19 protein-coding genes and 1 tRNA gene are annotated in these 22,729 nt (G+C 72.6%); 9 read left to right on the top strand and 11 right to left on the bottom strand.

Translation table 11 applies throughout. From position 1 onward, the window contains the following. Window positions 1-3: 3 nt before the first annotated feature. From ACFVVX_RS03575 to ACFVVX_RS03585, 3 genes are read right to left on the bottom strand one after another with little or no spacing between them, the layout of a single operon-like run. Window positions 4-1,122, bottom strand: coding sequence for a Gfo/Idh/MocA family protein (locus ACFVVX_RS03575; RefSeq protein ID WP_387941305.1), 1,119 nt, complete (start codon window positions 1,120-1,122; stop codon window positions 4-6). A 5-nt stretch (window positions 1,123-1,127) separates the two neighbouring features. Next, window positions 1,128-1,940 (bottom strand): protein phosphatase 2C domain-containing protein, encoded by an 813-nt coding sequence (locus ACFVVX_RS03580; RefSeq protein WP_387940941.1) that lies wholly within the window; start codon window positions 1,938-1,940, stop codon window positions 1,128-1,130. Beyond that, the gene (locus ACFVVX_RS03585; RefSeq protein WP_387940943.1) at window positions 1,937-3,961 is read right to left on the bottom strand and encodes an NAD-dependent epimerase/dehydratase family protein; all 2,025 of its coding nucleotides are present in this window, start codon (window positions 3,959-3,961) and stop codon (window positions 1,937-1,939) included. The genes ACFVVX_RS03580 and ACFVVX_RS03585 overlap by 4 nt, the downstream gene beginning before the upstream one ends. 163 nt (window positions 3,962-4,124) lie before the next feature. Here ACFVVX_RS03585 and ACFVVX_RS03590 point away from each other — a divergent pair, with 163 nt between their 5' ends. Both ACFVVX_RS03590 and ACFVVX_RS03595 read left to right on the top strand, forming a co-directional pair. Next, a complete protein-coding gene (locus ACFVVX_RS03590) occupies window positions 4,125-5,390 on the top strand; it encodes an MFS transporter (RefSeq protein ID WP_387940945.1) in 1,266 nt (421 codons plus the stop codon). Next, window positions 5,387-5,881: a VOC family protein gene (locus ACFVVX_RS03595; protein ID WP_387940947.1), complete on the top strand. Its 495-nt coding sequence runs from the start codon at window positions 5,387-5,389 to the stop codon at window positions 5,879-5,881. Before ACFVVX_RS03590 ends, ACFVVX_RS03595 begins: the two co-directional genes overlap by 4 nt. A gap of 76 nt (window positions 5,882-5,957) precedes the next feature. Here the strand turns inward: ACFVVX_RS03595 and ACFVVX_RS03600 are convergent, their stop codons facing one another. Together ACFVVX_RS03600 and ACFVVX_RS03605 are read right to left on the bottom strand one after the other, a co-directional pair. Next, window positions 5,958-6,926, bottom strand: a complete 969-nt coding sequence (locus ACFVVX_RS03600) for a hypothetical protein (protein ID WP_387940949.1) — start codon at window positions 6,924-6,926, stop codon at window positions 5,958-5,960. Continuing rightward, complete coding sequence (locus tag ACFVVX_RS03605) at window positions 6,923-7,462, bottom strand: SigE family RNA polymerase sigma factor (RefSeq protein WP_387940951.1); 540 nt, start codon at window positions 7,460-7,462, stop codon at window positions 6,923-6,925. The genes ACFVVX_RS03600 and ACFVVX_RS03605 overlap by 4 nt, the downstream gene beginning before the upstream one ends. Window positions 7,463-7,615: 153 nt before the next feature. Between ACFVVX_RS03605 and hrpA the strand changes: the two genes are divergently transcribed. Together hrpA and ACFVVX_RS03615 are read left to right on the top strand one after the other, a co-directional pair. Continuing rightward, complete coding sequence (gene hrpA, locus ACFVVX_RS03610; RefSeq protein WP_387940953.1) at window positions 7,616-11,611, top strand: ATP-dependent RNA helicase HrpA; 3,996 nt, start codon at window positions 7,616-7,618, stop codon at window positions 11,609-11,611. A gap of 114 nt (window positions 11,612-11,725) precedes the next feature. Then, window positions 11,726-11,799, top strand: a tRNA-Asp gene (locus ACFVVX_RS03615). A 379-nt stretch (window positions 11,800-12,178) separates the two neighbouring features. On the opposite strand, the gene bldC is transcribed toward ACFVVX_RS03615, so the two are convergent. Then, window positions 12,179-12,385 (bottom strand): developmental transcriptional regulator BldC, encoded by a 207-nt coding sequence (bldC, locus tag ACFVVX_RS03620; RefSeq protein WP_014137253.1) that lies wholly within the window; start codon window positions 12,383-12,385, stop codon window positions 12,179-12,181. Between the two features lie 624 nt (window positions 12,386-13,009). After that, window positions 13,010-13,906, bottom strand: a complete 897-nt coding sequence (locus tag ACFVVX_RS03625) for a hypothetical protein (protein ID WP_387940955.1) — start codon at window positions 13,904-13,906, stop codon at window positions 13,010-13,012. Between the two features lie 209 nt (window positions 13,907-14,115). Between ACFVVX_RS03625 and ACFVVX_RS03630 the strand changes: the two genes are divergently transcribed. After that, window positions 14,116-15,276: a Glu/Leu/Phe/Val dehydrogenase dimerization domain-containing protein gene (locus tag ACFVVX_RS03630; protein ID WP_387940957.1), complete on the top strand. Its 1,161-nt coding sequence runs from the start codon at window positions 14,116-14,118 to the stop codon at window positions 15,274-15,276. 404 nt (window positions 15,277-15,680) lie between these two features. Further along, window positions 15,681-15,938: a DUF3073 domain-containing protein gene (locus ACFVVX_RS03635; protein ID WP_387940959.1), complete on the top strand. Its 258-nt coding sequence runs from the start codon at window positions 15,681-15,683 to the stop codon at window positions 15,936-15,938. A gap of 209 nt (window positions 15,939-16,147) precedes the next feature. Here the strand turns inward: ACFVVX_RS03635 and purM are convergent, their stop codons facing one another. From purM to ACFVVX_RS03650, 3 genes are all read right to left on the bottom strand, one after another. Then, window positions 16,148-17,233, bottom strand: coding sequence for a phosphoribosylformylglycinamidine cyclo-ligase (gene purM, locus ACFVVX_RS03640; protein WP_387940961.1), 1,086 nt, complete (start codon window positions 17,231-17,233; stop codon window positions 16,148-16,150). Window positions 17,234-17,310: 77 nt separating this feature from the next. Beyond that, the gene (gene purF / locus ACFVVX_RS03645) at window positions 17,311-18,891 is read right to left on the bottom strand and encodes an amidophosphoribosyltransferase (protein ID WP_387940963.1); all 1,581 of its coding nucleotides are present in this window, start codon (window positions 18,889-18,891) and stop codon (window positions 17,311-17,313) included. Between the two features lie 357 nt (window positions 18,892-19,248). Continuing rightward, window positions 19,249-20,121 (bottom strand): diacylglycerol kinase family protein, encoded by an 873-nt coding sequence (locus ACFVVX_RS03650; RefSeq protein WP_387940965.1) that lies wholly within the window; start codon window positions 20,119-20,121, stop codon window positions 19,249-19,251. 126 nt (window positions 20,122-20,247) lie between these two features. Between ACFVVX_RS03650 and ACFVVX_RS03655 the strand changes: the two genes are divergently transcribed. From ACFVVX_RS03655 to ACFVVX_RS03665, 3 genes are all read left to right on the top strand, one after another. Continuing rightward, window positions 20,248-21,531 carry an adenylosuccinate synthase gene (locus ACFVVX_RS03655; protein WP_387940967.1) on the top strand — a complete coding sequence of 428 codons (1,284 nt, stop codon included), beginning with the start codon at window positions 20,248-20,250 and terminating at the stop codon, window positions 21,529-21,531. A 162-nt stretch (window positions 21,532-21,693) separates the two neighbouring features. Next, window positions 21,694-22,296 (top strand): GNAT family N-acetyltransferase, encoded by a 603-nt coding sequence (locus ACFVVX_RS03660; protein WP_387940969.1) that lies wholly within the window; start codon window positions 21,694-21,696, stop codon window positions 22,294-22,296. Further along, on the top strand, window positions 22,293-22,442 hold the full coding sequence (locus ACFVVX_RS03665; RefSeq protein WP_387940971.1) for a hypothetical protein: 150 nt from the start codon (window positions 22,293-22,295) through the stop codon (window positions 22,440-22,442). The genes ACFVVX_RS03660 and ACFVVX_RS03665 overlap by 4 nt, the downstream gene beginning before the upstream one ends. Here the strand turns inward: ACFVVX_RS03665 and ACFVVX_RS03670 are convergent. Beyond that, window positions 22,415-22,564, bottom strand: a complete 150-nt coding sequence (locus ACFVVX_RS03670; protein WP_387940973.1) for a hypothetical protein — start codon at window positions 22,562-22,564, stop codon at window positions 22,415-22,417. The genes ACFVVX_RS03665 and ACFVVX_RS03670 overlap by 28 nt on opposite strands. Window positions 22,565-22,729 lie beyond the last annotated feature (165 nt).

Raw genomic sequence — 22,729 nt, forward strand, 5'->3', positions numbered from 1 at the left:
TCCTCACTGCTGCTCTCCCACGGCCCACGGCATCGGTGGCACGGGCGCGAAGGTGGTGGTGGGTCTGGTGACGGTTCCCGGGCCCGCCGCGGAGATCGCCAGGGTGAGCTCCAGGACGTGCAGGGCGTGGTCCAGCGGCAGCCGGGAGGGCCGCCCGCCCTCGGCCGCGGCGGCGAGTTCGGCGACGCCGCGGGCGAAGTCCATGTCGTGCGTGCCGGGGTAGCGGTACGGCCGCTCCGGGCCGGGCACCGGCGGGACCGTCCGCGGTTCGCCGTCCGGGTGCCGGCTCACCGTGACGGGCGAGTCGTACTGCCAGGAGTCGGCGACGTGCAGGAGGCCCTCGTCGCCGATCACCCGCAGCGAGTAGTCCTTGGGCGCGTGGATGCTGGTGGTCAGCCGGGCGGTGACGCCCTGCTCGAAGCCCAGCACGGCCAGCGAGAAGTCCGGTGCGAGCGCGGTGCCCGCCGGGACGTGCGGGTTGGGCGCCACCCGGGTGGAGAAGGCGACCAGCTCGCGGACCGGACCGAAGAAGGCGGTCAGCCAGGTCAGCCAGTACCCGGCGTGCTCGACGGTGCAGCCGGTCTCGAACTCGTCCCGGTACGGCCAGGGCGCCCCGGACGGGCTGATCCACTCGTGGAACGGCATCCGCAGGATCGGGCCGTCGTCCAGTTCGGCGTAGACCAGCCTGGGGGTGCCGATCCGGCCCTCGCGCAGCGCCCGCCAGGCGGTCTGGGCGGCGCCGCCCAGCAACCCGCAGGGTGCGGAGGCTAGTTGGAGGCCGCGTTCGGCGGCGAGGGCGGCCAGCTCACGGGCCCGGTCGAGGTCGGTCGCCAGCGGCTTCTCGACGTAGACGTGCTTGCCGGCCAGCAGGGCGGCCCGGGTGACCTCGTAGTGGCTCTCCGGGTTGGTCAGGTTGACCACGGCCCGGACGGCGGGGTCGGCGAGCAGTTCGGCGGCCGTCCGGTAGCCGGGGACGCCGTGGCAGGCGGTGAAGGCGGCGGTCCGGGCCGGGTCGCGGTCGTACGCCCCGGTCAGCCGCAGGGACGGGTGGTTGGGCAGGGTCGCCGCGTACAGGTCGGCGACGTAGCCGCAGCCGATGATGGCGATGCCGAAGGAGTCCATCCCGGTCACGGCCTCTCGTGGCTGTCGTGGCTGTCGTGGCTCTCGTGGCTCTCGAAGCGGCAGAGCACGGCGGTGGCGTCGTCCTGGTGCTTGCCGGGGTAGCGGCCGGGGGCGGTGCGCAGCTCGGCGGCGCGGACCCGCTCGACCAGCTGCACCGGGCCCTCCCGCTCCAGCAGTTCCAGCAGGTCGGGCCAGCCGCAGCCGTACCGTTCGGCCAGCCGGGCCGCGCCGTCGGTGAGCAGCGCGGCGGTGCCGAGCCCGGCCACCGGGAGGCTGCCGGCCAGGGCGCGCCGGGCGGCCTCCGGCCTGGGGCCGGCCACCCAGAAGCCGCCGGGCCGGTTGCGGTGGCGGCGCAGCTCCGCCCAGGGCAGGTGGATCAGGCGTTCCAGGCGGTCGTCGGTGACGACCTGGACGGCGCCGGAGCGGTCCCGCAGCGCCACGGTGGAGTCGCCGAGGACGAGGTGCTCGACGGTGTCCCCGGCGAGCCTCAGCAGGGCGAGGGTGGCGGTGGGGCTGCACGGGTTGTCCAGGTCGCAGGTGCGGCCGTGGTCGGCGGCCAGCTCGGCCAGCGCGTCGTGGAGCAGTTCGCGCAGCGGCACCCGGGCGTCGGGGTCGTGCAGCAGGGCGCGGGCCAGGCGGGTGCCGACCTCGGCGACCAGCCAGCGGACGTCGTGGCCGCAGCCGGTGCTGGCGCCGGGTTCGGCGGTCGCGCCGTCCAGGACGAGGGCGAACTGCGGTCCGGTCAGCGCCAGGTCCTCGTTGGCCCCGCCGGGGGTGGCGATGCTGGCGGCCTCGGTGGAGAGCGGGGTGGTGGTCACTCGGCACCCCCGGTGGGGCGCGGTTCGGCCTCGTAGGCCAGCCACTGGGACCAGGCGCGCAGCCCGTCGGCCAGCGGGGTGCGCGGCTGCCAGCCGAGCGCCGCCGCGGCGGCCTCCGTCGAGCGGACCGGGTCCTCCTCGACCGGGTCGCCGGCTGCGTCCCGGTCCCCGGGACGGGCCGCCTCCACCGGCACCGGCCGGACGGCCGCGGAGGCGGCTTCGGCGAGCTCGACGGCGTTCAGCGCCCGCGTCCCGCAGACGTCCAGCAGACCCGGCACGACGTCCGGCAGGCCCTGCCCGGTATCCGGCGGGCCGGGCACAGCGGGCACGGCGGGCAGCAGCAGCGCCCGGTCCACCGCCTCGGCGAGGTCGTCGACGAAGACGGGCTGCCAGCGCCGCCCCGCCCGGGCCTCCGGACGGATCGGCCGGGCGAGCAGCGACCGGCGCACGGCCTGCTCCAGCACCGAGCCGTCCTGGATGCCGGGCCCGTAGACCAGGCCGGGCCTCAGCACGGTCGTCCCCGCGACCTCGGCCGGGCCGACCAGCACCGATCCGGCGACACCGGCCGCGGCGGCGGCCGAAGCCGTGGCCGCAACCGTGGCCGTGGCCGTGGCCCGGACACCCGCCGCGAGCGCGGCCGCGTCCTCGCCCGGCCCGGCGTCCGGGCCCACGTCCGGCCCGGCATCCGAACCGCCACCCGCCACCTGCAGCAGGGCCGCGGCGCCCGCCAGGCCCGTTCCGGGCTCGGCCGCCGTCACGCCCGGGTAGTCGGGCCCGTCCGCACCCCAGAGCGTGACGTCCCAGTCCCCGTCCGCGAGGATCCGGGCCAGCGCCCCCGCCAACTCGGTACCGTCCGGCCCGCCTTGACCGGTGACCACCACCCGCCGGTCCCGGGCCGGCCGCACCGGCCCGCCGCCGCCCGCGGCCGGCGTGCACCGCGCACCGACCGCCAACCCCTCGGCATAGGCGCTCCGGGCCAGTTCCAGCAGCCCCGGCCGCAGCCGCGCCAGCCCGTCGTCGCCGAAGCGGGTGCAGAGCCCCCCGGCACCGACCGTCCCGAGCGCCAGGTCGGCGAGCACGCCGTCCGGTTCGGCGGCGCGGCGGCGGGTGGCGGTGACCACGCCCATCAGCAGCGCGGTCTGCCAGTGCGCCTCCACCGTGGGCCGGTCGAGCTCCGCGAGCAGCCCGGCCGTGCGCGGCGTCGGTCCGGCGATCGACTCGCCGAGCCGCTTGCGCGACTCCTCCGGGTCGAGCCCGATCCGCCGCAGGTAGCGGTGCGCCTCGATGCTGGCCCACCGGCCGTCCGCGAGCCGGGTGGCGACCTGCGCCCGGCCGTACTTGAGGAACGGGATCGCGTCCAACTCCGCGAGTCCGCCGTCGAGTTCCCAGCCCGTCCCGGCGGGCAGGGAGGCGAAGCAGGCCGAACGGCGCGGCCCGTGGCCGCCGTTGGCGTGCATGCTCGGCACGTCGGCGTGGTCGGCCAGGTTGGGCGCGGCCAGATAGGTCGGCACCCCGGCCGCGCGCAGGTAGCGGCTCATCACCACGTCGTCGGCCCAGGTCGCGCCGTGCTCCCGGGCGTAGCGGGCGAACCCGGCCGCGACCGGCGCGGGCAGCAGCAGCACCACGGTCGGGGTGTACTCGGCGGTGGCCGGCGCCCAGCGGTGGCCGGACAGCACGGCCAGCCGGACGGCGGCGGCGTTGCGGGACTGCCAGTGCGTGTAGAAGGCGAGTGCGGCGTCGGGCACCGCCCGCGCCGCGGCCCGGACGTGGTCGAAGAAGCCGGGGGTGAGCACGGCGTCGTCCTGGAGCACCAGGCGGTGGGTGGCCCCCGCGGGCACCGAGGACCAGGCCCGGACGGCCGTGCGCAGCCCGGTCGGCGGGCCGTCCGGCTCCGGGTCGAGCACCAGGTCCAGCTCCTCCGGCCGGCAGCGCTCGATCAGCTCCCGCGCCAGTTCGGCGCGGCGCGGATGCGTCATCACCGCCCCGCTCACCCGCACCGCGCCCAGCTGTGCCGCGTCCATTCGGGGCTCCCCTCCGCCAGTACCTGCCGCTCGGTCAGGAGGGCGATGCTGACACGGCGGCGGGCGGCTGCGGCACGGCCGAAGCGGCGGTCGGCCGGGGTACCCGGTCGGGTACCACAGGCGTGTACAGACAGCCCCGGCCGGCGCCGGTTAGCTTCGGCCAATGCCTCGACTGACCAGGGACGCCACCACGTGGCTGCTCTACGCCCAGATCGCCGCGTACGGCTACTTCGTCTTCGGATTCGGCCCGCTCGTACCGCTGTTGCGCGACGAGCAGCACACCAGCCGCTTCGTCGCCAGCCTGCACGGCACGGCCTTCTCGGTGGCGATGCTGCTCTGCGCGCCGCTGTTCCCGCCCCTCGTCGCCCGGTTCGGCCGCGGCCGCACGCTCTGGGGGGCGATGGGCGGGGTGGCCGCCGGCTCGCTCGCCCTGGCGCTCGCCCACGGCACCGTGCAGACGCTCGGCGCGACCCTGGTGACGGCCTTCTTCGGCTGCCTCACCCTGACCGCGATCTGGCCCTCGCTGAGCGACCACCACGGCGCGGCGGGGCCGGCCGCGATCAGCGAGGCCAACGCCGCGATGTCCGGCATGGGCCTGCTGGCACCGCTGGTCATCGGCGCCTCGGTGAACGCCGGCCTCGGCTGGCGGCCGGGCATCGCGCTGACCGCCGTCCTGGTCGGCGCCGTGTTCCTGCTCGGCCGCCTGCTGCGCACGACGCCGCCCGCGTCGGCCGGGCCGGCCGACGCGCCGGGTGGCCCGGCCGCGGTCGAGGAGCGGGCACCGGCCGGCCGCAGCCCCCGGCTCTTCCTCGCCGCCCTCGGGGTGATCGTCGCCGTGGCCGGGGTGGAGGTCTGTCTCACCCAGTGGCAGTCCGACTACCTGCGCGAACACGCCGGGGTGAGCGCCGCCGGGGCCACCGCGGCGGGCTCGGCGCTGGTGGTCGGCATCTTCGTCGGCCGGCTGCTCGGCGCCCGCTTCACCCTGCGGTTCCCGGCGCCCACCGTCCTGCTGGGCTCGCTGGGCGTCTCGGCGGTCGGCTTCGCGCTGTTCTGGGCCTCGACCGACCCCGCCGTCGCGGTGACCGGCCTGGTGGTCTGCGGCCTCGGCATGGCGCTGCAGTTCCCGCTGGCCATCGTGCTGGTGCTGGCCACCGCCACCAAGGGCGTCGACGCCGCGTCCTCCCGGATGGGCTACGCCTCCGGGACGGCCTTCGGGGTGGCCCCGATGCTGCTGGCCGCCGTCTCCGACCGGGTCAACCCCGGCGTGGGCTACCTGCTGATCCCGCTGCTGCTCGCCCTGGCGGCCGTCCTGACCGCCGCCGTCCGCCGGGCCGACCGGCACTCCGCCCTGCCCGGGTCCACCCCGGGCCCCACCACGGGCCCCACCCCGGAACCTGCCACCGACCCCACCCCGGAGCTGCAGTCATGACCGCCACGGCCGAGACCACCGCCCTGCCCGGACTGCTGGGCGCCCACCACGCCGCCTACACGGTGCCCGACCTGGACCGGGCCGTCGCCTTCTTCACCGGGGTGATCGGCGCCGAGGAGCTCTACCGGGCCGGGCCGGTGGAGGACCGGGACGGGGACTGGATGGCCCGGCACCTCGACGTCCATCCGCGGGCCACCGCCGAGGTGGCGGTGCTCCGCCTCCCCGACGGCCTGGAACTGGAGCTGTTCGAGTACCGGGCCCCCGGTCAGCGCCGCGTCCTGCCGGCCAACAGCGACTGGGGCGGCCACCACCTGGCCCTGCGGGTCGCCGACGTGGACGCGGCCGCCGGGCACCTGCGGGCGCTCGGCGTCCGCGTCCTCGGCGAACCCCAGACCATCGGCCCCGGCCATCCCGTCGCGGGCACCCGCTGGGTCTACTTCCTCGCCCCGTGGGGCATGCAGCTGGAGCTCTACGCCCCGCCCGCGCCGTGACCGCCAGCCGGTGACGCGCCGTCACGGGGCGGCGCCGGACCGCTGTGCGGCACGGCGCCGACGACCGGCGGGAGGTTCAGGCCAGCCAGCTGGTGTTGGTGGCCAGCAGCGCGCCGTCCGCGCCGTAGACCGTGATCTCCCCGCCGGGCCGCTCGGCCCGGCGGGGGATCGCGGCCCAGCGGACCGGCGAGTCCCCGACGGTGACCAGCGGCGGCTCGAAGGTGGTGCCGTCCGGCCAGGCCGCGACCATCCTGGCGGCGTCCCCGCCCACCTTCACCAGCACCAGGTCCGGCGCGCCGAGCATCGGCCCGTCCGTCCCGCCCTTGTTCCGGGGGCCGATCGCGGAACCCGACAGGTTGCCGTGCGGGTCGGTGCCGTCCGCCGGCCGCCCCTGCGGGGAGGCCACGGTGTGCTCCGAGTCGACGGGCAGCCGGCGGCCGTCCAGCGTGACGTAGAGGTTCACCACGTCCTGGCCCTCCTGCCAGTACTGGCGCACGGACTCCTCGGTGGGCTCGGGCACGTCCGAGCCGGCCGCGTGCCGGTCCTGCCAGACCAGCCCCGCCTGCCGGTACGCCTGGTCCTTCGCCGCGGCGGGCCAGAGCGCCGCCCAGGCCGTCCACGCCCTCCCGTTCGAAGAGCCCTGGGCCAGCTGGACCCGGACCGGTGCGAACGGGTCCCGGGTGCCCGCCGTCACGGTGGCCGTCGCGCCCGCCGTCGCAGTGGCCGCCGCGCCCGCCGTCACGGTGGCCGTCGCCGTCGGGGCCGCCGACGGCGCCACCGCGGGCGACCCGCCCGCCGCCTGCACCACCGAGGCCCGCCCGGGCCCGTCCGGACCGAGCGCGGCCACCCCCCCGGCCACCGCCACCACGGCCAGCGCCAGCGCGCCCACCGCGGCGGACCGCCGCCGCAGCAGCCGCCGGCGGCCCCCGGCCACCACCCGGTCGTAGGGCACCGGCCCGATCTCGAACCCCTCCGCCAGGCCGGTCAGCCCCCGGGCCACCGCCTCGTCCCCGTCCGCCGCTGCGTACCCGTCCCGCTCGGTCATGTGGTGCCTCCGATCGTCGTCATTCCGGTCATCCCGGTGATTCCGGTGAGTGAGGTGGCGGAACGGAGCTTGGCGATCCCCTTGGAGGCCTGGCTCTTCACCGTCCCGACCGAGCAGCCCATGGCGGCCGCCACCTGGCTCTCGCTGAGGTCCTCCCAGTACCGCAGCACCACCGCCTGCCGCTGCCGCGCGGGCAGCGAGGCGAGCGCGGCCAGCAGCGCCGCCCGGTCGTCCAGCGCCCCGAAGCCGTCCGGCCCGGCCTGCTCCGGCACCGCCGTGACCAGCTGTTCCGGTGCGCGGCGGCGGAACCGCCGGGCGTGTTCGTTGACCACGATCCGGCGCACGTAGGCGTGCGGATCATCGGCCCGGCGGACCCGTCCCCAGGCCGCGTAGGCCCGTTCCAGGGCCTGCTGGACCAGGTCCTCCGCCGAGTACCGGTCCCCCGCCAGCAGGTACGCCGTCCGCAGCAGCCGTGGCCACGCGGCGCCGGTGAACGCGCGGAACTCCTCGTCCCGCTCGGCCTTCTGGGCTCCCATGAGCACCTCCTCTCCCCCTCAGAGCCCAGCGGCCCGGCGAACCGTTGCCCCGCCCCTCGGACGGCGTTCGCACATCCCCTCCCCCGGCTGTGACACTGGAGGGGCTCAAAAACCGAGGTGCACACCACCCCGCCTCCTTGCGAACCTAGAGGGATGCCCGCAGTGAGTTCTCCCGCAGTCCAGTCCGCCGACGCCACCGGCAAGGACCCGGCCCTGGGTCCCGGCATCGGCGAGCTGGCCGCCCGCCTGCCCGAGCTGACCCTGCGCGACCAGGTCCGGATCGGCCGCCGGCTGGAGGGGGCCCGCCGGGTCCGCAAGCCCGAGGCCTGGCAGAAGGTCGCCACCGAGATCGCCGCCGACATCGAGCGCGCCGAGCTGCTGGTCGAACAGCGCCGCGCCGCCGTCCCCGCGATCACCTATCCCGCCGAGCTGCCGGTCAGCCAGAAGAAGGACGACATCCTCGCCGCCATCCGCGACCACCAGGTGGTGATCGTGGCGGGCGAGACCGGCTCCGGGAAGACCACCCAGATCCCCAAGATCTGTCTGGAGCTCGGCCGCGGCATCCGCGGACTGGTCGGCCACACCCAGCCCCGCCGGATCGCCGCCCGCACCGTCGCCGAGCGCGTCGCCGAGGAGATGAACACCCCGCTCGGCGAGGCCGTCGGCTGGAAGGTCCGGTTCACCGACCAGGTCGGCCCGGACACCCTGGTCAAGCTGATGACCGACGGCATCCTGCTCGCCGAGATCCAGACCGACCGCGAGCTGCGCCAGTACGACACCCTGATCATCGACGAGGCGCACGAGCGCAGCCTCAACATCGACTTCATCCTCGGCTACGTCAAGCAGCTGCTGCCCCGCCGCCCGGACCTCAAGGTCGTCATCACCTCGGCGACCATCGACCCCGAGCGCTTCGCCCGCCACTTCGGCGACGCCCCGATCATCGAGGTCTCCGGCCGCACCTACCCGGTCGAGGTCCGCTACCGCCCGATCGTCGACGACGCCGAGGACGAGGAGTCCACGGACGTCGACCGGGACCGCGACCAGATCCAGGCGATCTGCGACGCCGCCGAGGAGCTGCAGGCCGAGGGCCCCGGCGACATCCTGGTCTTCCTCTCCGGCGAGCGCGAGATCCGCGACACCGCCGACGCGCTCGACAAGCTGAAGCTGAAGTTCACCGAGGTCCTCCCGCTCTACGCCCGGCTCTCCTCCGCCGAGCAGCACAAGGTCTTCCAGCGCTCCGGCAGCCGCCGGATCGTGCTGGCCACCAACGTCGCCGAGACCTCCCTGACCGTCCCCGGCATCAAGTACGTGATCGACCCGGGCACCGCCCGGATCTCCCGCTACAGCCACCGCACCAAGGTCCAGCGCCTCCCGATCGAGGCGATCAGCCAGGCCAGCGCCAACCAGCGCAAGGGCCGCTGCGGCCGCACCTCGGACGGCATCTGCATCCGGCTGTACTCGGAGGAGGACTTCCTCTCCCGCCCCGAGTTCACCGACGCCGAGATCCTGCGCACCAACCTGGCCTCGGTCATCCTCCAGATGACCGCCGCCGGGCTCGGCGACATCGCCGCCTTCCCGTTCCTGGACCCGCCGGACTCCCGCAACATCAAGGACGGCGTCAGCCTGCTCCACGAGCTCGGAGCCCTCGACCCCGACGAGAAGGACGTCCGCAAGCGCCTCACCCCGCTCGGCCGCCAGCTGGCCCAGCTCCCGGTCGACCCCCGGATGGCCCGGATGGTCCTGGAGGCCGACCGCAACGGCTGCGTCCGCGACGTCATGGTGATCGCCGCCGCGCTCTCCATCCAGGACCCGCGCGAGCGCCCCACCGAGAAGCGCCAGGCCGCCGACGACCGGCACCGCCGCTTCCAGTCGGAGACGTCGGACTTCCTCTCCTACCTCGCCATGTGGCGCTACGTCAGGGAGCAGCAGAAGGAGCTCTCCTCCTCGGCGTTCCGCCGGATGTGCAAGGCCGAGTTCCTGAACTACCTGCGGATACGGGAGTGGCAGGACATCTACTCCCAGCTGCGCACGGTGGCCAAGCAGCTCGGCGTCACGATCGAGGAGCCGCACCCGGACGCCGAGCCGGACGCGGACCGGATCCACCAGTCGCTGCTGGCCGGCCTGCTCTCGCACATCGGCCTGTTCGACGTGGAGAAGCGCGAGTACGGCGGCGCGCGCGGCGCCCGCTTCGCCGTCTTCCCCGGCTCCGGCCTGTTCAAGAAGCCCCCGCGCTGGGTGATGTCCGCCGAGCTGGTGGAGACCTCCCGGCTGTGGGCCCGGATCAACGCCAAGATCGAGCCCGAGTGGGTCGAGCCGCTGGCCGGCCACCTGATCAAGCGCAGCTACAGCGAGCCGCACTGGGAGAAGAAGGCCGGCGCGGTGCTGGCGTACGAGAAGGTCACCCTCTACGGGATGCCGATCGTCGCCCAGCGCAAGATCAACTACGGCCGGATCGACCAGGAGCTCTGCCGCGAGCTGTTCATCCGCAACGCGCTGGTCGAGGGCGACTGGGAGACCCACCACCGCTTCTTCGCCGAGAACCGCAAGCTGCTCTCCGAGGTGGAGGAGCTGGAGAACCGGGCCCGCCGCCGCGACATCATGGTCGACGACCAGACCCTGTTCGACTTCTACGACTCCCGGCTGCCCGACGAGATCGTCTCCACCCGGCACTTCGACTCCTGGTGGAAGAAGACCCGGCACGACCAGCCGGACCTGCTGAACTTCGAGAAGTCGATGCTGATCAACGACTCGGCGGACGGCATCACCGAGGCGGACTACCCGGACCACTGGCAGCAGGGCAAGCTCCGCTTCAAGCTGACCTACCAGTTCGAACCCGGCAGCGACGCGGACGGCGTGACCGTCCACATCCCGCTCCCGGTCCTCAACCAGGTCACCGCCGAGGGCTTCGACTGGCAGATCCCCGGCCTGCGCGAGGAGCTGGTCACCGCCTACATCCGGGCGCTGCCCAAGGCGATCCGCCGCAACTTCGTCCCGGCCCCGGACTTCGCCAAGGCCGCGCTGCGCCACGTGAAGGACCGCCAGGAGCCCCTGCTGCCGACCCTGGAGCACATCCTCAAGCGGATGACGGCGATCACCATCCCGCCGGAGGCCTGGGACGACGAGCGGGTCCCGGACCACCTCCGGGTGACCTTCCGGGTGGTCGACGGCCGCAAGAAGCTCGCCGAGTCCAAGGACCTGGAGGAGCTGCGGCTGCAGCTGAAGCCCAAGCTGAAGGAGACGCTCTCCTCGGCGGCCTCCGGCCAGGGCATCGAGCAGTCCGGGCTGACCGCCTGGCCGGCCGGCCTGCCGGTGCTCCAGCGCACCTTCGAACAGCGCTCCCGCGGCCACTCGCTGCGCGCCTACCCGGCGCTGGTGGACGAGAAGGAGTCGGTGGGCATCCGGCTGTTCGACACCCCGCAGGCGCAGGCCCAGGCGATGTGGGAGGGCACCCGGCGGCTGCTGGTGCTGACCACCAACTCGCCGGCCAAGTCGATCCAGGGCCGGCTGGGCAACCAGGCCAAGCTCGCGCTGTCGTACAACCCGCACGGCTCGATCCCGGCGCTGTTCGAGGACGTGGTGGCCTGCGCCACCGACCGGCTGATGGCCGCGGCCGGCGGACCCGCCTGGGACGAGGCGGCCTTCGCCAAGCTGCACGACAAGGTCCGGGCCGATCTGTACGAGCTCTCGGCGGACACCACGCTGAAGACGGCGACGGCGCTGATCGCCTTCCACAAGGCCTCGACCCGGCTGAAGGCGGTGAGCAGCCCGGTGCTGCTGAACGCCGTGAACGACATCCGGCTGCACCTGGCCTCGCTGGTGCACCCGGGCTTCGTCACCCAGAGCGGCTGGCAGCGGCTCCCGGACCTGAAGCGCTACCTGCTGGCGGTGGACCGCCGGCTGGAGGCCCTGCCGAACCACCCGCAGCGCGACACCCAGCAGCTGCTGAAGGTCCAGCAGGTCCAGCAGGCGTACGGCGAGCTGCTGGCGGAGGTGCCGGCCGGCCTGCAGCCCTCCGCGGAGATCCTGGCGATCCGCTGGATGATCGAGGAACTGCGGGTCAGCTTCTTCGCCCAGGGGCTGGGCACGCCGACCCCGGTCTCCGAGAAGCGGATCATGAAGGCGATGGAGGCGGCCCGGGCCGCGCTCTGAGCTGCGCGGGCGGTCCGCGGGGCCCTCAGGAGCCAGTTCGACCTGGGGGCCCACCATGGGCTACGATCTGTCTTGTTCGCAGCGCACAGCGAAGCGAACGGATCGAAAATCTCTGGTCCTGTGGAGCAGTTGGTTAGCTCGCCACCCTGTCAAGGTGGAGGTCGCGGGTTCAAGTCCCGTCAGGATCGCCGTTGCCGAGAGGCCCGGAACCGTTTGGTTCCGGGCCTCTTCGCTTTCACCGGGTGCGGACTACCCCGGCATAGGTCTAGACCACAAGTGACCGTCCGTGTGACGGTCGTCACTTATCTTTTCCCGAGACCCACCGGCCGGCGCCCCCTCCCGGCCCGAGCCAATTTAATATATAAAATTGTACTGCCATTCACAGTAAATCCCCCCCACCCCACAACCATCAAATCGTTATCCGGAGTTCAACATTCCGACCGACCGGCATGGAACGGGCGGTGAACCGGGAGGATCTCCGGGGGCTCCCCCGGGGCATGCAAAAGGGGCTGCTTACCGGACCCGGCGGAGTCCGGTAAGCAGCCCCTTTAAAGAGCCTCTGGCCTATCAGGCCTCGGTGCGCTGAGCCGGAATGCCGGCCAGCAGAGCGCGAACCTCCGCCTCGCGATAACGGCGGTGTCCGCCCAGCGTGCGGATCGATGTGAGCTTGCCTGCCTTGGCCCAGCGGGTGACCGTCTTCGGGTCCACGCGGAACATGGTGGCGACCTCTGCCGGTGTCAGCAGAGGCTCAGCATCAGGGGTACGAGCGGTCATGAGCGGCCTCCTCGGGAGAACCGAACCAGGGCGGTTCTATCCTTCAAATTCTGCACCTTGGCCCGCGATGCCCGAAATGGCATAGACGGGCCGAGTCGGTTATAGGACGAACGGCTTGTCCTGGTGTCTACAACTACACCATCCGTCCAGCCCTATCGACCAAACCGCCAAAATTGACCCCTCACGGGTTCAAGGCCGACGGATGGCGATGGACCACCCCATAACGGGCAGTCACCTTATAGTGACATCTAGTTACGAGGGGACCAGACCCGCCGTTTCCCCGCAAAGCGCTCATCGAGTCCAGAACCACCCAAAAGTGGGCACGCTCACGTGAAGTTGGGCTGGTTGTCCCATTTTTGCACATAGGGGTTAGTTCGCGTCAACGGTGAGTAGTGTCACGTTCGATAGGTATTGACCCGAACCGGGACCTTGGTCATGACGGTCGGGCCCTACGACTCTTACAGTCTTACAAGTACCACCGACACCGGCTCCGGCCAGTGCTGACAGGGCCTCAGCGGCCGCCCGCGGCCCCTCCGCAGCCCTCCGTCGACCCCCGGCAGCCGTTCAGCCGCCCCCGGTCTCCCTCGGCCCCCCTCAGTCCCTCTCAGCCCCCCTCAACCGCCGTCAGTTCGCCTGCCGCAGCGCCTGCACCCGCCGCCAGCGTCCCGTCAGCTCCTCGTAGGCCTGCACCGCGCCCGCCGAGTCCCCCGCCCGCAGCGCCTGCAGCCCCGCCTCCAGGTCCCCCGCCGAACGGTCCTCCGCCAACAGCCCGGGCCCCAGCAGGTGCACCAGACCCCCGTAGTCCAGCTCCACCAGCGACCGCGGATGGAACTCCTCCAGCCACCGCCCGACCTGCTCCGCCCCGCGCACCAGCTCGCCCTGCGGCAGGCGCTCGCGCAGCACCCGGTAGCCGCGCGCCACCCGCCGGCGCGCCTGCGCCATCGGAGTCAGGTAGAACAGCGCCGCCGCCGTCTCCCCCTTCTCCGCCCCGCCGGCCGGCACGAAGCAGCGGTCCTCCTCCCCGAACGGCAGGAACCACCTCACCGGCACCTCCCACCGGCTGGTCAGGATCCACGGCCGGGCGTCCGGGTGCTCCGCCCGCCAGCGCTCCCGGTCGGCCTCCGCGGCCGCCCGGGTGGCCGGCGGCAGCGCGGTGTCCACCAGGGCCACCGGCGCCCCCGCCCGCAGCTCCTCCAGCGCCTGCCAGCTGCGCAGCCTGGTCGCCCACGGACAGACGTACAGCACCCCGTCCACGGCCCGGACGAAGGCCCGCTCGCTCTCCCGCTCCGGCAGCGCCCGGGGCGTGCGCCCGACCAGCTCCGCCAGGGCCGCCCGCTGCTCCTCCAGCCCCGCCGCGGCCACCGGCTGCCCGGCCACCTCCGCGTCCGGGCCGTGCTCCGCCGCGTACGCCTGCCAGCGCACCCGCTCGGGCTCCGGGTAGGCGGCCAGCGGCTCGTAGACCCGCAGGTGGGCGGCGTAGGGCGGCAGTACGGAGGTGCGCACGACGGTCACGTTCTGCATCGTCGCACGCACCACCGGTCCACCGGGAGGGCGCGGGCCCGGAACGGTTCGCGGGCGCACTCCCTCGGCCCCCGCGCCGCCCGCGTCTCACGCTTCGGACAACCCGTACAAGCTCGTACAAGAGGGCAGATCGGCGACGCCCTCGCGACTACGCTTCGCCTTAGGCGCCCGCACCACAGCAGCGGGCCTCGGATACTGGAGTCACCACAGTGACCGACGTACAGACCGCATCCGCCACGCACGCCACACCCGGAGTGCTCAGCAGGATCTTCCGTACCGAACAGGACGGCGTCCCCGGCGACGGCCACGAGCAGGTCGTGCTCTGCCACGACCGCAGCTCCGGCCTCAAGGCCGTCATCGCCATCCACTCCACCGCCCTGGGCCCGGCCCTCGGCGGCACCCGCTTCTTCCCGTACGCCTCCGAGGAGGCGGCGCTGGAGGACGCGCTGAACCTGTCGCGCGGCATGAGCTACAAGAACGCGCTGGCCGGGCTCGACCTCGGTGGCGGCAAGGCCGTCATCATCGGCGACCCGAACAAGGACAAGAACGAGGCGATGCTCCGTGCCTACGGCCGCTTCGTGGAGTCCCTGCGCGGCCGCTACATCACCGCCTGCGACGTGGGCACCTACGTCCAGGACATGGACGTCATCGCGCGCGAGACCGAGTTCGTGACCGGCCGCTCCCCGGAGAACGGCGGCGCCGGCGACTCCTCGATCCTGACCGCCTTCGGCGTGTTCCAGGGCATGCGCGCCAGCGCCCAGGCCCGCTGGGGCCAGCCGACCCTGCGCGGCAAGCGGGTCGGCGTGTCCGGCGTCGGCAAGGTCGGCCACTACCTGGTCGGCCACCTGGTCGCGGACGGCGCCACCGTCGTCATCACCGACGTCGCCGAGGCCGCCGTGAACCGGGTGCGCGCCGCCCACCCGGAGGTGGAGGTCGTCGCCGACACCGCCGCCCTGCTCCAGGCCAAGCTGGACGTCTACGCCCCCTGCGCCCTCGGCGGCGCGCTCACCGACGCCTCGGTGGCCGCGCTCGGCGAGTTCGGCACCGCCATCGTCTGCGGCGCGGCCAACAACCAGCTGGCCCACCCCGGCGTCGAGAAGGACCTGGCCGGCCGCGGGATCCTCTACGCCCCGGACTACCTGGTGAACTCCGGCGGCGTGATCCAGGTCGCCGACGAGATCGAGGGCTTCAACTTCGAGCGGGCCAAGAACAAGGCCACCCGGATCTTCGACACCACGCTGGAGATCTTCACCCGGGCCGCCTCCGACGGCGTCCCGCCGGCCGTGGCCGCCGACCGCCTGGCCGAGAAGCGGATGCGGGAGATCAGCGCGCTGCGCTCGGTCCTGCTGCCGGGTGCCCGCCGCGCCTGAGCACCGCCGTAGGACCCTGCTGCGCGGGGGGCGGTCGCCGGGGCGGTCCCGAGCCGTCCACCTTCCGCCTCCCGCGCATCACAATGTGGAACCGGATTCTCACTTCTGCACCCGATCGGGTGATCCAAAGTCCCCCTTGGGGGGATAATCGATCCGGGAACGACGGACCTGAACTACCTCCGGACAGCGTGCAAATGGCCGCAAAACCTCCCCTGACCTGGGAAGACCTGGTCTCGGGTGCGGCCGGTGCGCGCCACGTCACACCGACGACGTACCGTCCAGCGGCAGAAACAGGTACCGTTAATGCTCCAAGGGACGGTCCTCCCCATTCGGGCAGGCCGCTCTTGATCATGAACACGTGTCAGACTCGGGGCCGTGAGCCCCATCGTTGAGGGGGTCGACCCATGGGGCGCGGCCGGGCCAAGGCCAAGCAGACGAAGGTCGCCCGCGAGCTGAAGTACAACAGCGGCGGGTTCGACGCCAATCGTCTGTCCAACGAGCTGGGCGTATCGCCCTCCACCACCCCGATCGAGCCTGAGCCGATCGAGGAAGAAGAGGACGACGACCCCTACGCGGAATACGCGGCTCGTTACGCCGACGATGACGAGGACGACGACGTCGAGTCGGGCTCCGGGCAATCCCAGGCCCGCCGTCGGGCGTAGTCCCAGTCTGGCCTGACCGGTCCGGGCGCCTTGTGCGCCGGGCCGGTTTTCGGCGTTCCCGCGGACGCCGGGCCCTCCGGGGCCTGCGACGTCCCCGGGCCCCTTCGGCATTCCCGGGCCCGTTCGGCGTGGCCGGACGCCCGGGCCGACGGCAGAAGGGCCCCCGCAGCGCATCGCCGCGGGGGCCCTCCCGTGCCTCAGCCGGCTGCTCAGCCCGCCGTGAAGCCCTCGTACGCGTTGTAGAGCGCCGCGCCGCCCTCGTGCTCGCCGCCGCGCTCGACGATGTCCCCGAGCAGCCAGGCCTCGACGCCCCGGTCCTCCAGGATCGACAGCACCACGTCCACCGAGTGCGGCGGGACGACGGCGACCATGCCGACGCCCATGTTCAGCGTCTTCTCGATCTCCAGGGTGGCCACCTTGCCGACCTCGGCGACGGTCCGGAAGACCGGCAGCGGGGTCCAGGTGCCGCGGTCCAGGCGGGCGTGCAGGCCGTCCGGGATCACCCGGGCCAGGTTGGCCGCCAGGCCGCCACCGGTGACGTGCGAGAAGGCGTGGACCTCGGTCGCCCGGGTGAGCGCCAGGCAGTCCAGCGAGTAGATCCGGGTCGGCTCCAGCAGCTCCTCGCCAAGCGTGCGGCCGAACTCCTCGACCTTGCGGTCCAGCTTCCAGCCGGCCTCGTTCAGCAGCACGTGGCGGACCAGCGAGTAGCCGTTGGAGTGCAGGCCGGAGGCGGCCATCGCGATCACCACGTCGCCGGCCCGGACGCGCTCGGCGCCCAGCAGCGCGTCCGCCTCCACCACACCGGTGCCGGCGCCCGCGACGTCGTACTCGTCCGGGCCCAGCAGGCCCGGGTGCTCGGCGGTCTCCCCGCCGACCAGGGCGCAGCCGGCCAGCGCGCAGCCCTCGGCGATGCCCTTGACGATCGCGGCGACCCGCTCCGGCACGACCTTGCCGACGCAGATGTAGTCGGTCATGAACAGCGGCTCGGCGCCGCACACCACCAGGTCGTCGACGACCATGCCGACCAGGTCGTGGCCGATCGTGTCGTGCTTGTCCATGGCGGCGGCGATGGCGACCTTGGTGCCCACGCCGTCGGTGGCCGAGGCCAGCAGCGGCCGCTCGTAGCGCTTGAAGGCGGACGCGTCGAAGAGCCCGGCGAAGCCGCCGATGCCGCCGACGACCTCGGGGCGGCTGGCCTTCTTGACCCACTGCTTCATGAGCTCGACGGCGCGGTCGCCCGCCTCGATGTCGACGCCGGCGGCGGCGTAGGTGGCGCCGTTCTGGTTCGTGGTCACTGCGGTGCGGCCCTTTCGGGTCAGTGGGGGATGGAACAGCGGTGGGGCCCCGGGCTCCGGGACCCCACCTTTGAGTACTACGGGCGGCGCAGGGCGTCGGCCGCGCCCGCTCCGCCGAGCAGGGACTGGACACCGTCCAGGTCGCTGCCCGTCGGCTTGCCGCGGACGGCCGGGGGCTGCTGGCCGCCCTTGATCTCGGCCTCCAGCAGGAGCTTGCCGAGCAGTGCCGGGTCGGGCAGCTCCATCGGGTACTCCCCGTCGAAGCAGGCCCGGCAGAGCCGGTCCTTCGGCTGCTTGGTGGCCTCGATCATGCCGTCGATCGAGATGTAGGAGAGCGAGTCCGCGCCGAGGGTGCGGCCGATCTCCTCGATGGTCATGCCGTTGGCGATCAGCTCCGCGCGGGTCGCGAAGTCGATGCCGAAGAAGCAGGGCCACTTCACCGGCGGCGAGGAGATCCGGATGTGGACCTCGGCGGCGCCGGCCTCGCGCAGCATCTTGACCAGCGCGCGCTGGGTGTTGCCGCGCACGATCGAGTCGTCCACGACCACCAGGCGCTTGCCCTGGATGACCTCGCGCAGCGGGTTGAGCTTCAGCCGGATGCCGAGCTGGCGGATGGTCTGGCTGGGCTGGATGAAGGTGCGGCCCACGTAGGCGTTCTTCACCAGGCCGGAGCCGTACGGGATCCCGCTGGCCTCGGCGTACCCGATGGCGGCCGGGGTACCGGACTCCGGGGTCGCTATCACCAGGTCGGCCTCGGCGGGCGCCTCGGCGGCCAGCCGGCGGCCCATCTCCACGCGGGAGAGGTGCACGTTGCGGCCGGCGATGGAGGTGTCCGGACGGGCCAGGTAGACGTACTCGAAGACGCAGCCCTTGGGCTTCGCCTCGGCGAAGCGGGAGGTCCGCATGCCGTTCTCGTCGATGGCGATGAGCTCGCCGGGCTCGACCTCGCGGATGAAGGAGGCGCCGCAGATGTCCAGCGCCGCCGTCTCGGAGGCGACCACCCAGCCGCGCTCCAGCCGGCCGAGCACCAGCGGGCGGATGCCCTGCGGGTCGCGGGCGGCGTAGAGCGTGTGCTCGTCCATGAAGACGAGCGAGAACGCGCCCTTGACCTTGGGCAGGACCAGCTTGGCCGTCTCCTCGATGGAGAGGTCCGGATGGCCTGCGAGCAGGGCGGTCACCAGGTCGGTGTCGTTGGTCGCGGCCGACCGGCCCGAGCGGGAGACGTGCTCCTCACCGGGCAGTTCGGCGACCATGGCCGCCAGTTCGGCGGTGTTCACCAGGTTTCCGTTGTGCCCGAGGGCCAGCGAACCGTGAACGGTCGCGCGGAAGGTCGGCTGGGCGTTCTCCCAGACCGAGGAACCGGTGGTCGAGTAGCGGGCGTGTCCGACGGCGATATGCCCGTGCAACGACCCCAGGGAGGCCTCGTCGAAGACCTGGGAGACGAGTCCCATGTCCTTGAAGACGAGAATCTGGGAGCCGTTGCTCACTGCGATGCCCGCGGATTCCTGACCGCGGTGCTGCAGGGCGTAAAGGCCGAAGAACGTGAGCTTGGCGACCTCCTCGCCGGGAGCCCAGACACCGAAGACGCCGCAAGCGTCCTGGGGGCCTTTCTCACCGGGAAGAAGATCGTGGTTGAGTCTTCCGTCACCACGTGGCACGCCTTCGAGTCTAGGGCAGTTGGCACAGGCTTCCGGAACCGGGGAGGGCGGGATTGTTGGGCGATCGATCAGTAACGCGCGTAGACAAAACCCCTTACCCGGCGTGGAATTCGGGGCGCGGAAATTCGCCGGAGGGGCGCTTGGCCTTGTGGTTCGCGCCCGTTGGCGCGATGCGTGTGCGGACGACCCTTCGCCGGGCGTTCGCCGGGGGTTCGCCCAACGTGAGCCTGCTCACCCGGGGTCGGAGCCGGGCCCGAGGGGGCCGGGTGGGGCCGGACGGGGGGCGTCGGGGGCGGTTGTGCGGCTGCCGGCGTCGGGCTTGGGCTGCTGGTGCGGCTGTGGCCTGCGGGCTGCGGGTCAGACCGTGGGCGGGGTCGCGGGGAGCAGGAGCCCCCAGGCGCCCGGGTGCACCGTCCAGGTCCGCGTCCGGACGGGGCCGACCGGGTGACCGTCCGCCTCGTAGCCGAATCCGCGCCCGACCACCGAGACGGTCGCCGCGCGGGCCCGCACCAGCGCGCCGGGCGCGCGGACGACGATCTCCATCACGCCCTCGCCCGCCGCCTCGCCGACCGGCAGGGTCACCTCGACCACCCGGACCGGACGGTCGACGTCCGCGAGCAGTCGCCCGTCCGCCTCGACCCGCAGCCGGGAGCTGTGCTCGCTCTTGGTGGTCTCGGATGCGCTCTTCGTGAGTACGGTCCCCTGCTCGGCCGCAGCCAGTTTCGCCCATAGCGAACGCCAGCCACCCGTCCGGCCCACCAGCCGGCGGGCCCCGCTGCCCGAGATCCGCACCCCGCCGAGCGCCACCCCGCCGCCGTCGTCCACCAGGAGGTCAAGCTTGCGCGGCGCGCCCGAGAGCACCGCCCGCGCGGCCTGCACCGGCTCGCCCGGCACACCGAGCGCACGGGCCGCGGTCAGCTCGTTCGCCCGGCCCACGGGGACCATGCCCACCGCGTCCGCCCCCAGCTCACGCTGGCGGTGCAGGGCCTGGAGCACCCTCTGCAGGGCGAGGTCGGACCCGATCACGACCGGTCGGCGGCGGCCCCGGTGCGAAAGCACCCGGTCGAGCTCGGACGGGCTCTCGGGGTACGCCACCTTGACGTCCGCCCCTCCGCAGAGGACGTCCTTCGCGATCCGCACCGACTCGCCGTCGGTCTGCCGGGCCGCCGGGTCGAGGAGCAGGAGGAGCGGCTCGGGGCCGCCGGTTGCGGGCGTGGACAGGGACGACACGACCGGTCCTTCCTCAGGTAATCTCTCGGTGCAAGAGCCCCTTGCGCTATTGCGCCAGGGGCTTCGTCTATCTCGGGGCAGACTGCGGCCTACGCAGGATGCCCCAACCGGAAGGGGTGTACGCCTGTGCCGGCACTCGTGCTCGTTGGCGCTCAGTGGGGAGACGAGGGCAAGGGGAAGGCGACCGACCTCCTCGGTGGCTCCGTCGACTACGTCGTTCGCTACCAGGGCGGCAACAACGCCGGTCACACGGTGGTCATCGGCGACCAGAAGTATGCACTTCACCTGCTGCCTTCCGGAATCCTCAGCCCGAATGTGACGCCGGTGATCGGCAACGGCGTCGTCATCGACCCGGGCGTGCTGCTCTCCGAGCTCAGCGGCCTGAACGAGCGCGGCATCGACACCTCCAAGCTGCTGATCTCGGGCAACGCCCACCTGATCACCCCGTACCACCGCACCCTGGACAAGGTCACCGAGCGCTTCCTCGGCAAGCGCCGGATCGGCACCACCGGCCGCGGCATCGGCCCGACCTACGCGGACAAGATCAACCGCGTCGGCATCCGCGTGCAGGACCTCTTCGACGAGTCGATCCTGCAGCAGAAGATCGAAGCCGCGCTGCACGACAAGAACCAGCTGCTGGTCAAGCTCTACAACCGCCGCGCCATCCCGGCCGAGCTGGTGCTGGAGGAGTACCTCGGCTACGCGGACAAGATCAAGCCGTTCCTGGCCGACACCACCCTGGTGCTGGACGAGGCGCTGAAGGCGAACAAGGTCGTCCTGCTGGAGGGCGGCCAGGGCACCCTGCTCGACGTCGACCACGGCACGTACCCCTTCGTCACCTCCAGCAACCCGACCGCCGGCGGCGCCTGCACCGGTGCGGGCATCGGCCCGACGAAGATCGACCGCGTCATCGGCATCCTGAAGGCGTACACCACCCGCGTCGGCTCGGGCCCGTTCCCGACCGAGCTGCTGGACGCCGACGGCGAGGCGCTGCGCCGGATCGGTGGCGAGCGCGGTGTGACCACCGGCCGCGACCGCCGCTGCGGCTGGTTCGACGCGGTGATCGCGCGCTACGCGACCCGGGTCAACGGCCTGACCGACTTCTTCCTGACCAAGCTCGACGTGCTCACCGGCTGGGAGCAGATCCCGGTCTGCGTCGCCTACGAGATCGACGGCAAGCGGGTCGAGGAGCTGCCGTACAACCAGTCGGACTTCCACCACGCCAAGCCGATCTACGAGACGCTGCCGGGCTGGACCGAGGACATCAGCAAGGCGAAGACCTTCGCCGACCTGCCGAAGAACGCCCAGGCGTACGTGAAGGCGCTGGAGGAGATGTCGGGCGCCCCGATCTCCGCCATCGGCGTCGGCCCGGGCCGCACCGAGACGATCGAGATCAACTCGTTCATCTGAGCCGGTAGCCGTGTGAGCTCTGAGCTCTGAGCCCTGAGCCCTCGCGGCTCGTGAGGCCCTGCGGGACGCACCGTCCCGCAGGGCCTTCTTCACACCCGTCTCCATCTGCACTAGTTCAAAACACCATTGCATCTAGTGCAGAGTACGGCTACCTTCGGGATCATGACCGCGAAGCTTCCCTCGGCCGTGACCCTCCTCGGCCGCCACGTCCGCCTCGAACCCCTCGGCCGCCACCACCTGCCCGACCTGTTCGCCGCCGGCGGCGGTGACGAGGAGGTGTGGCGCTGGGTGCCCTCCGGCACACCGCGCACGGAGGCGGAGCTGGCCGACGTGATTGACAAGCGGCTCGCCGAGATCGCGGACGGGACGGCGGTCGTGTTCGCGGTCATCGACCTGGCGAGCGGGCGGGCGATCGGCATGACCGGGTACTACGACTTCGAGGCCGCCAACGAGCTCGTCGAGATCGGCGGCACCTGGTACGCCCGGTCCGCCTGGCGGACGGCGGTGAACACCGAGTCCAAGCTGCTGCTGCTCACCCATGCGTACGAGGACCTCGGCATGGGCCGCGTCTTCTGGAAGACCGACAGCCTCAACGAGCGCTCACGCAACGCGATCGCCCGCCTGGGCGCCACCTTCGAGGGCATCCACCGCCGCGAGCGCCGCCGGGCCGACGGGACGTGGCGGGACAGCGCCTACTTCTCGATGCTGGCGGAGGAGTGGCCGGCTGCGAAGGCCCGGCTCACCGAACGGCTGGCAGCCGGATGACCGTCCGGGGGGACTGGCCCGCCACCCTCGTCGGCCGACACATCCGGATCGGCGCGCCATTCGAGGGCGTCCACCGCCGTAAGCACCGCAGGGCGGACGGCAGTTGGCAGGACAGCGCCTACTTCTCGCTGCTGGTCGACGAATAGCCGGAGGCCAAGTCCCGCCTGACGGTGCGCCTTTCACGTGGCTGACGGGTGGCGGTGATCTGCGCGACGACGCCGACGAAGAGCACCGAGACGAACAGCCCGGCCAGCAGGACGATGCCCATCAGCCACCGACCGCCGCAACCGCCCACACCGCTTTGCCGTACGACCCGATGAGTTCCACACCCCACTCATCGGCAAGCGAGTCCACCAGGTCAAGCCCCCGACCGCTGGTTCGCGCATCATCGGGGGCCGGTCGGACGATCGGCGCGGCGGAGGCGTCGGCAATC

This window comes from Kitasatospora sp. NPDC058170 (genome assembly GCF_042883905.1).
Taxonomy (GTDB): domain Bacteria; phylum Actinomycetota; class Actinomycetes; order Streptomycetales; family Streptomycetaceae; genus Kitasatospora.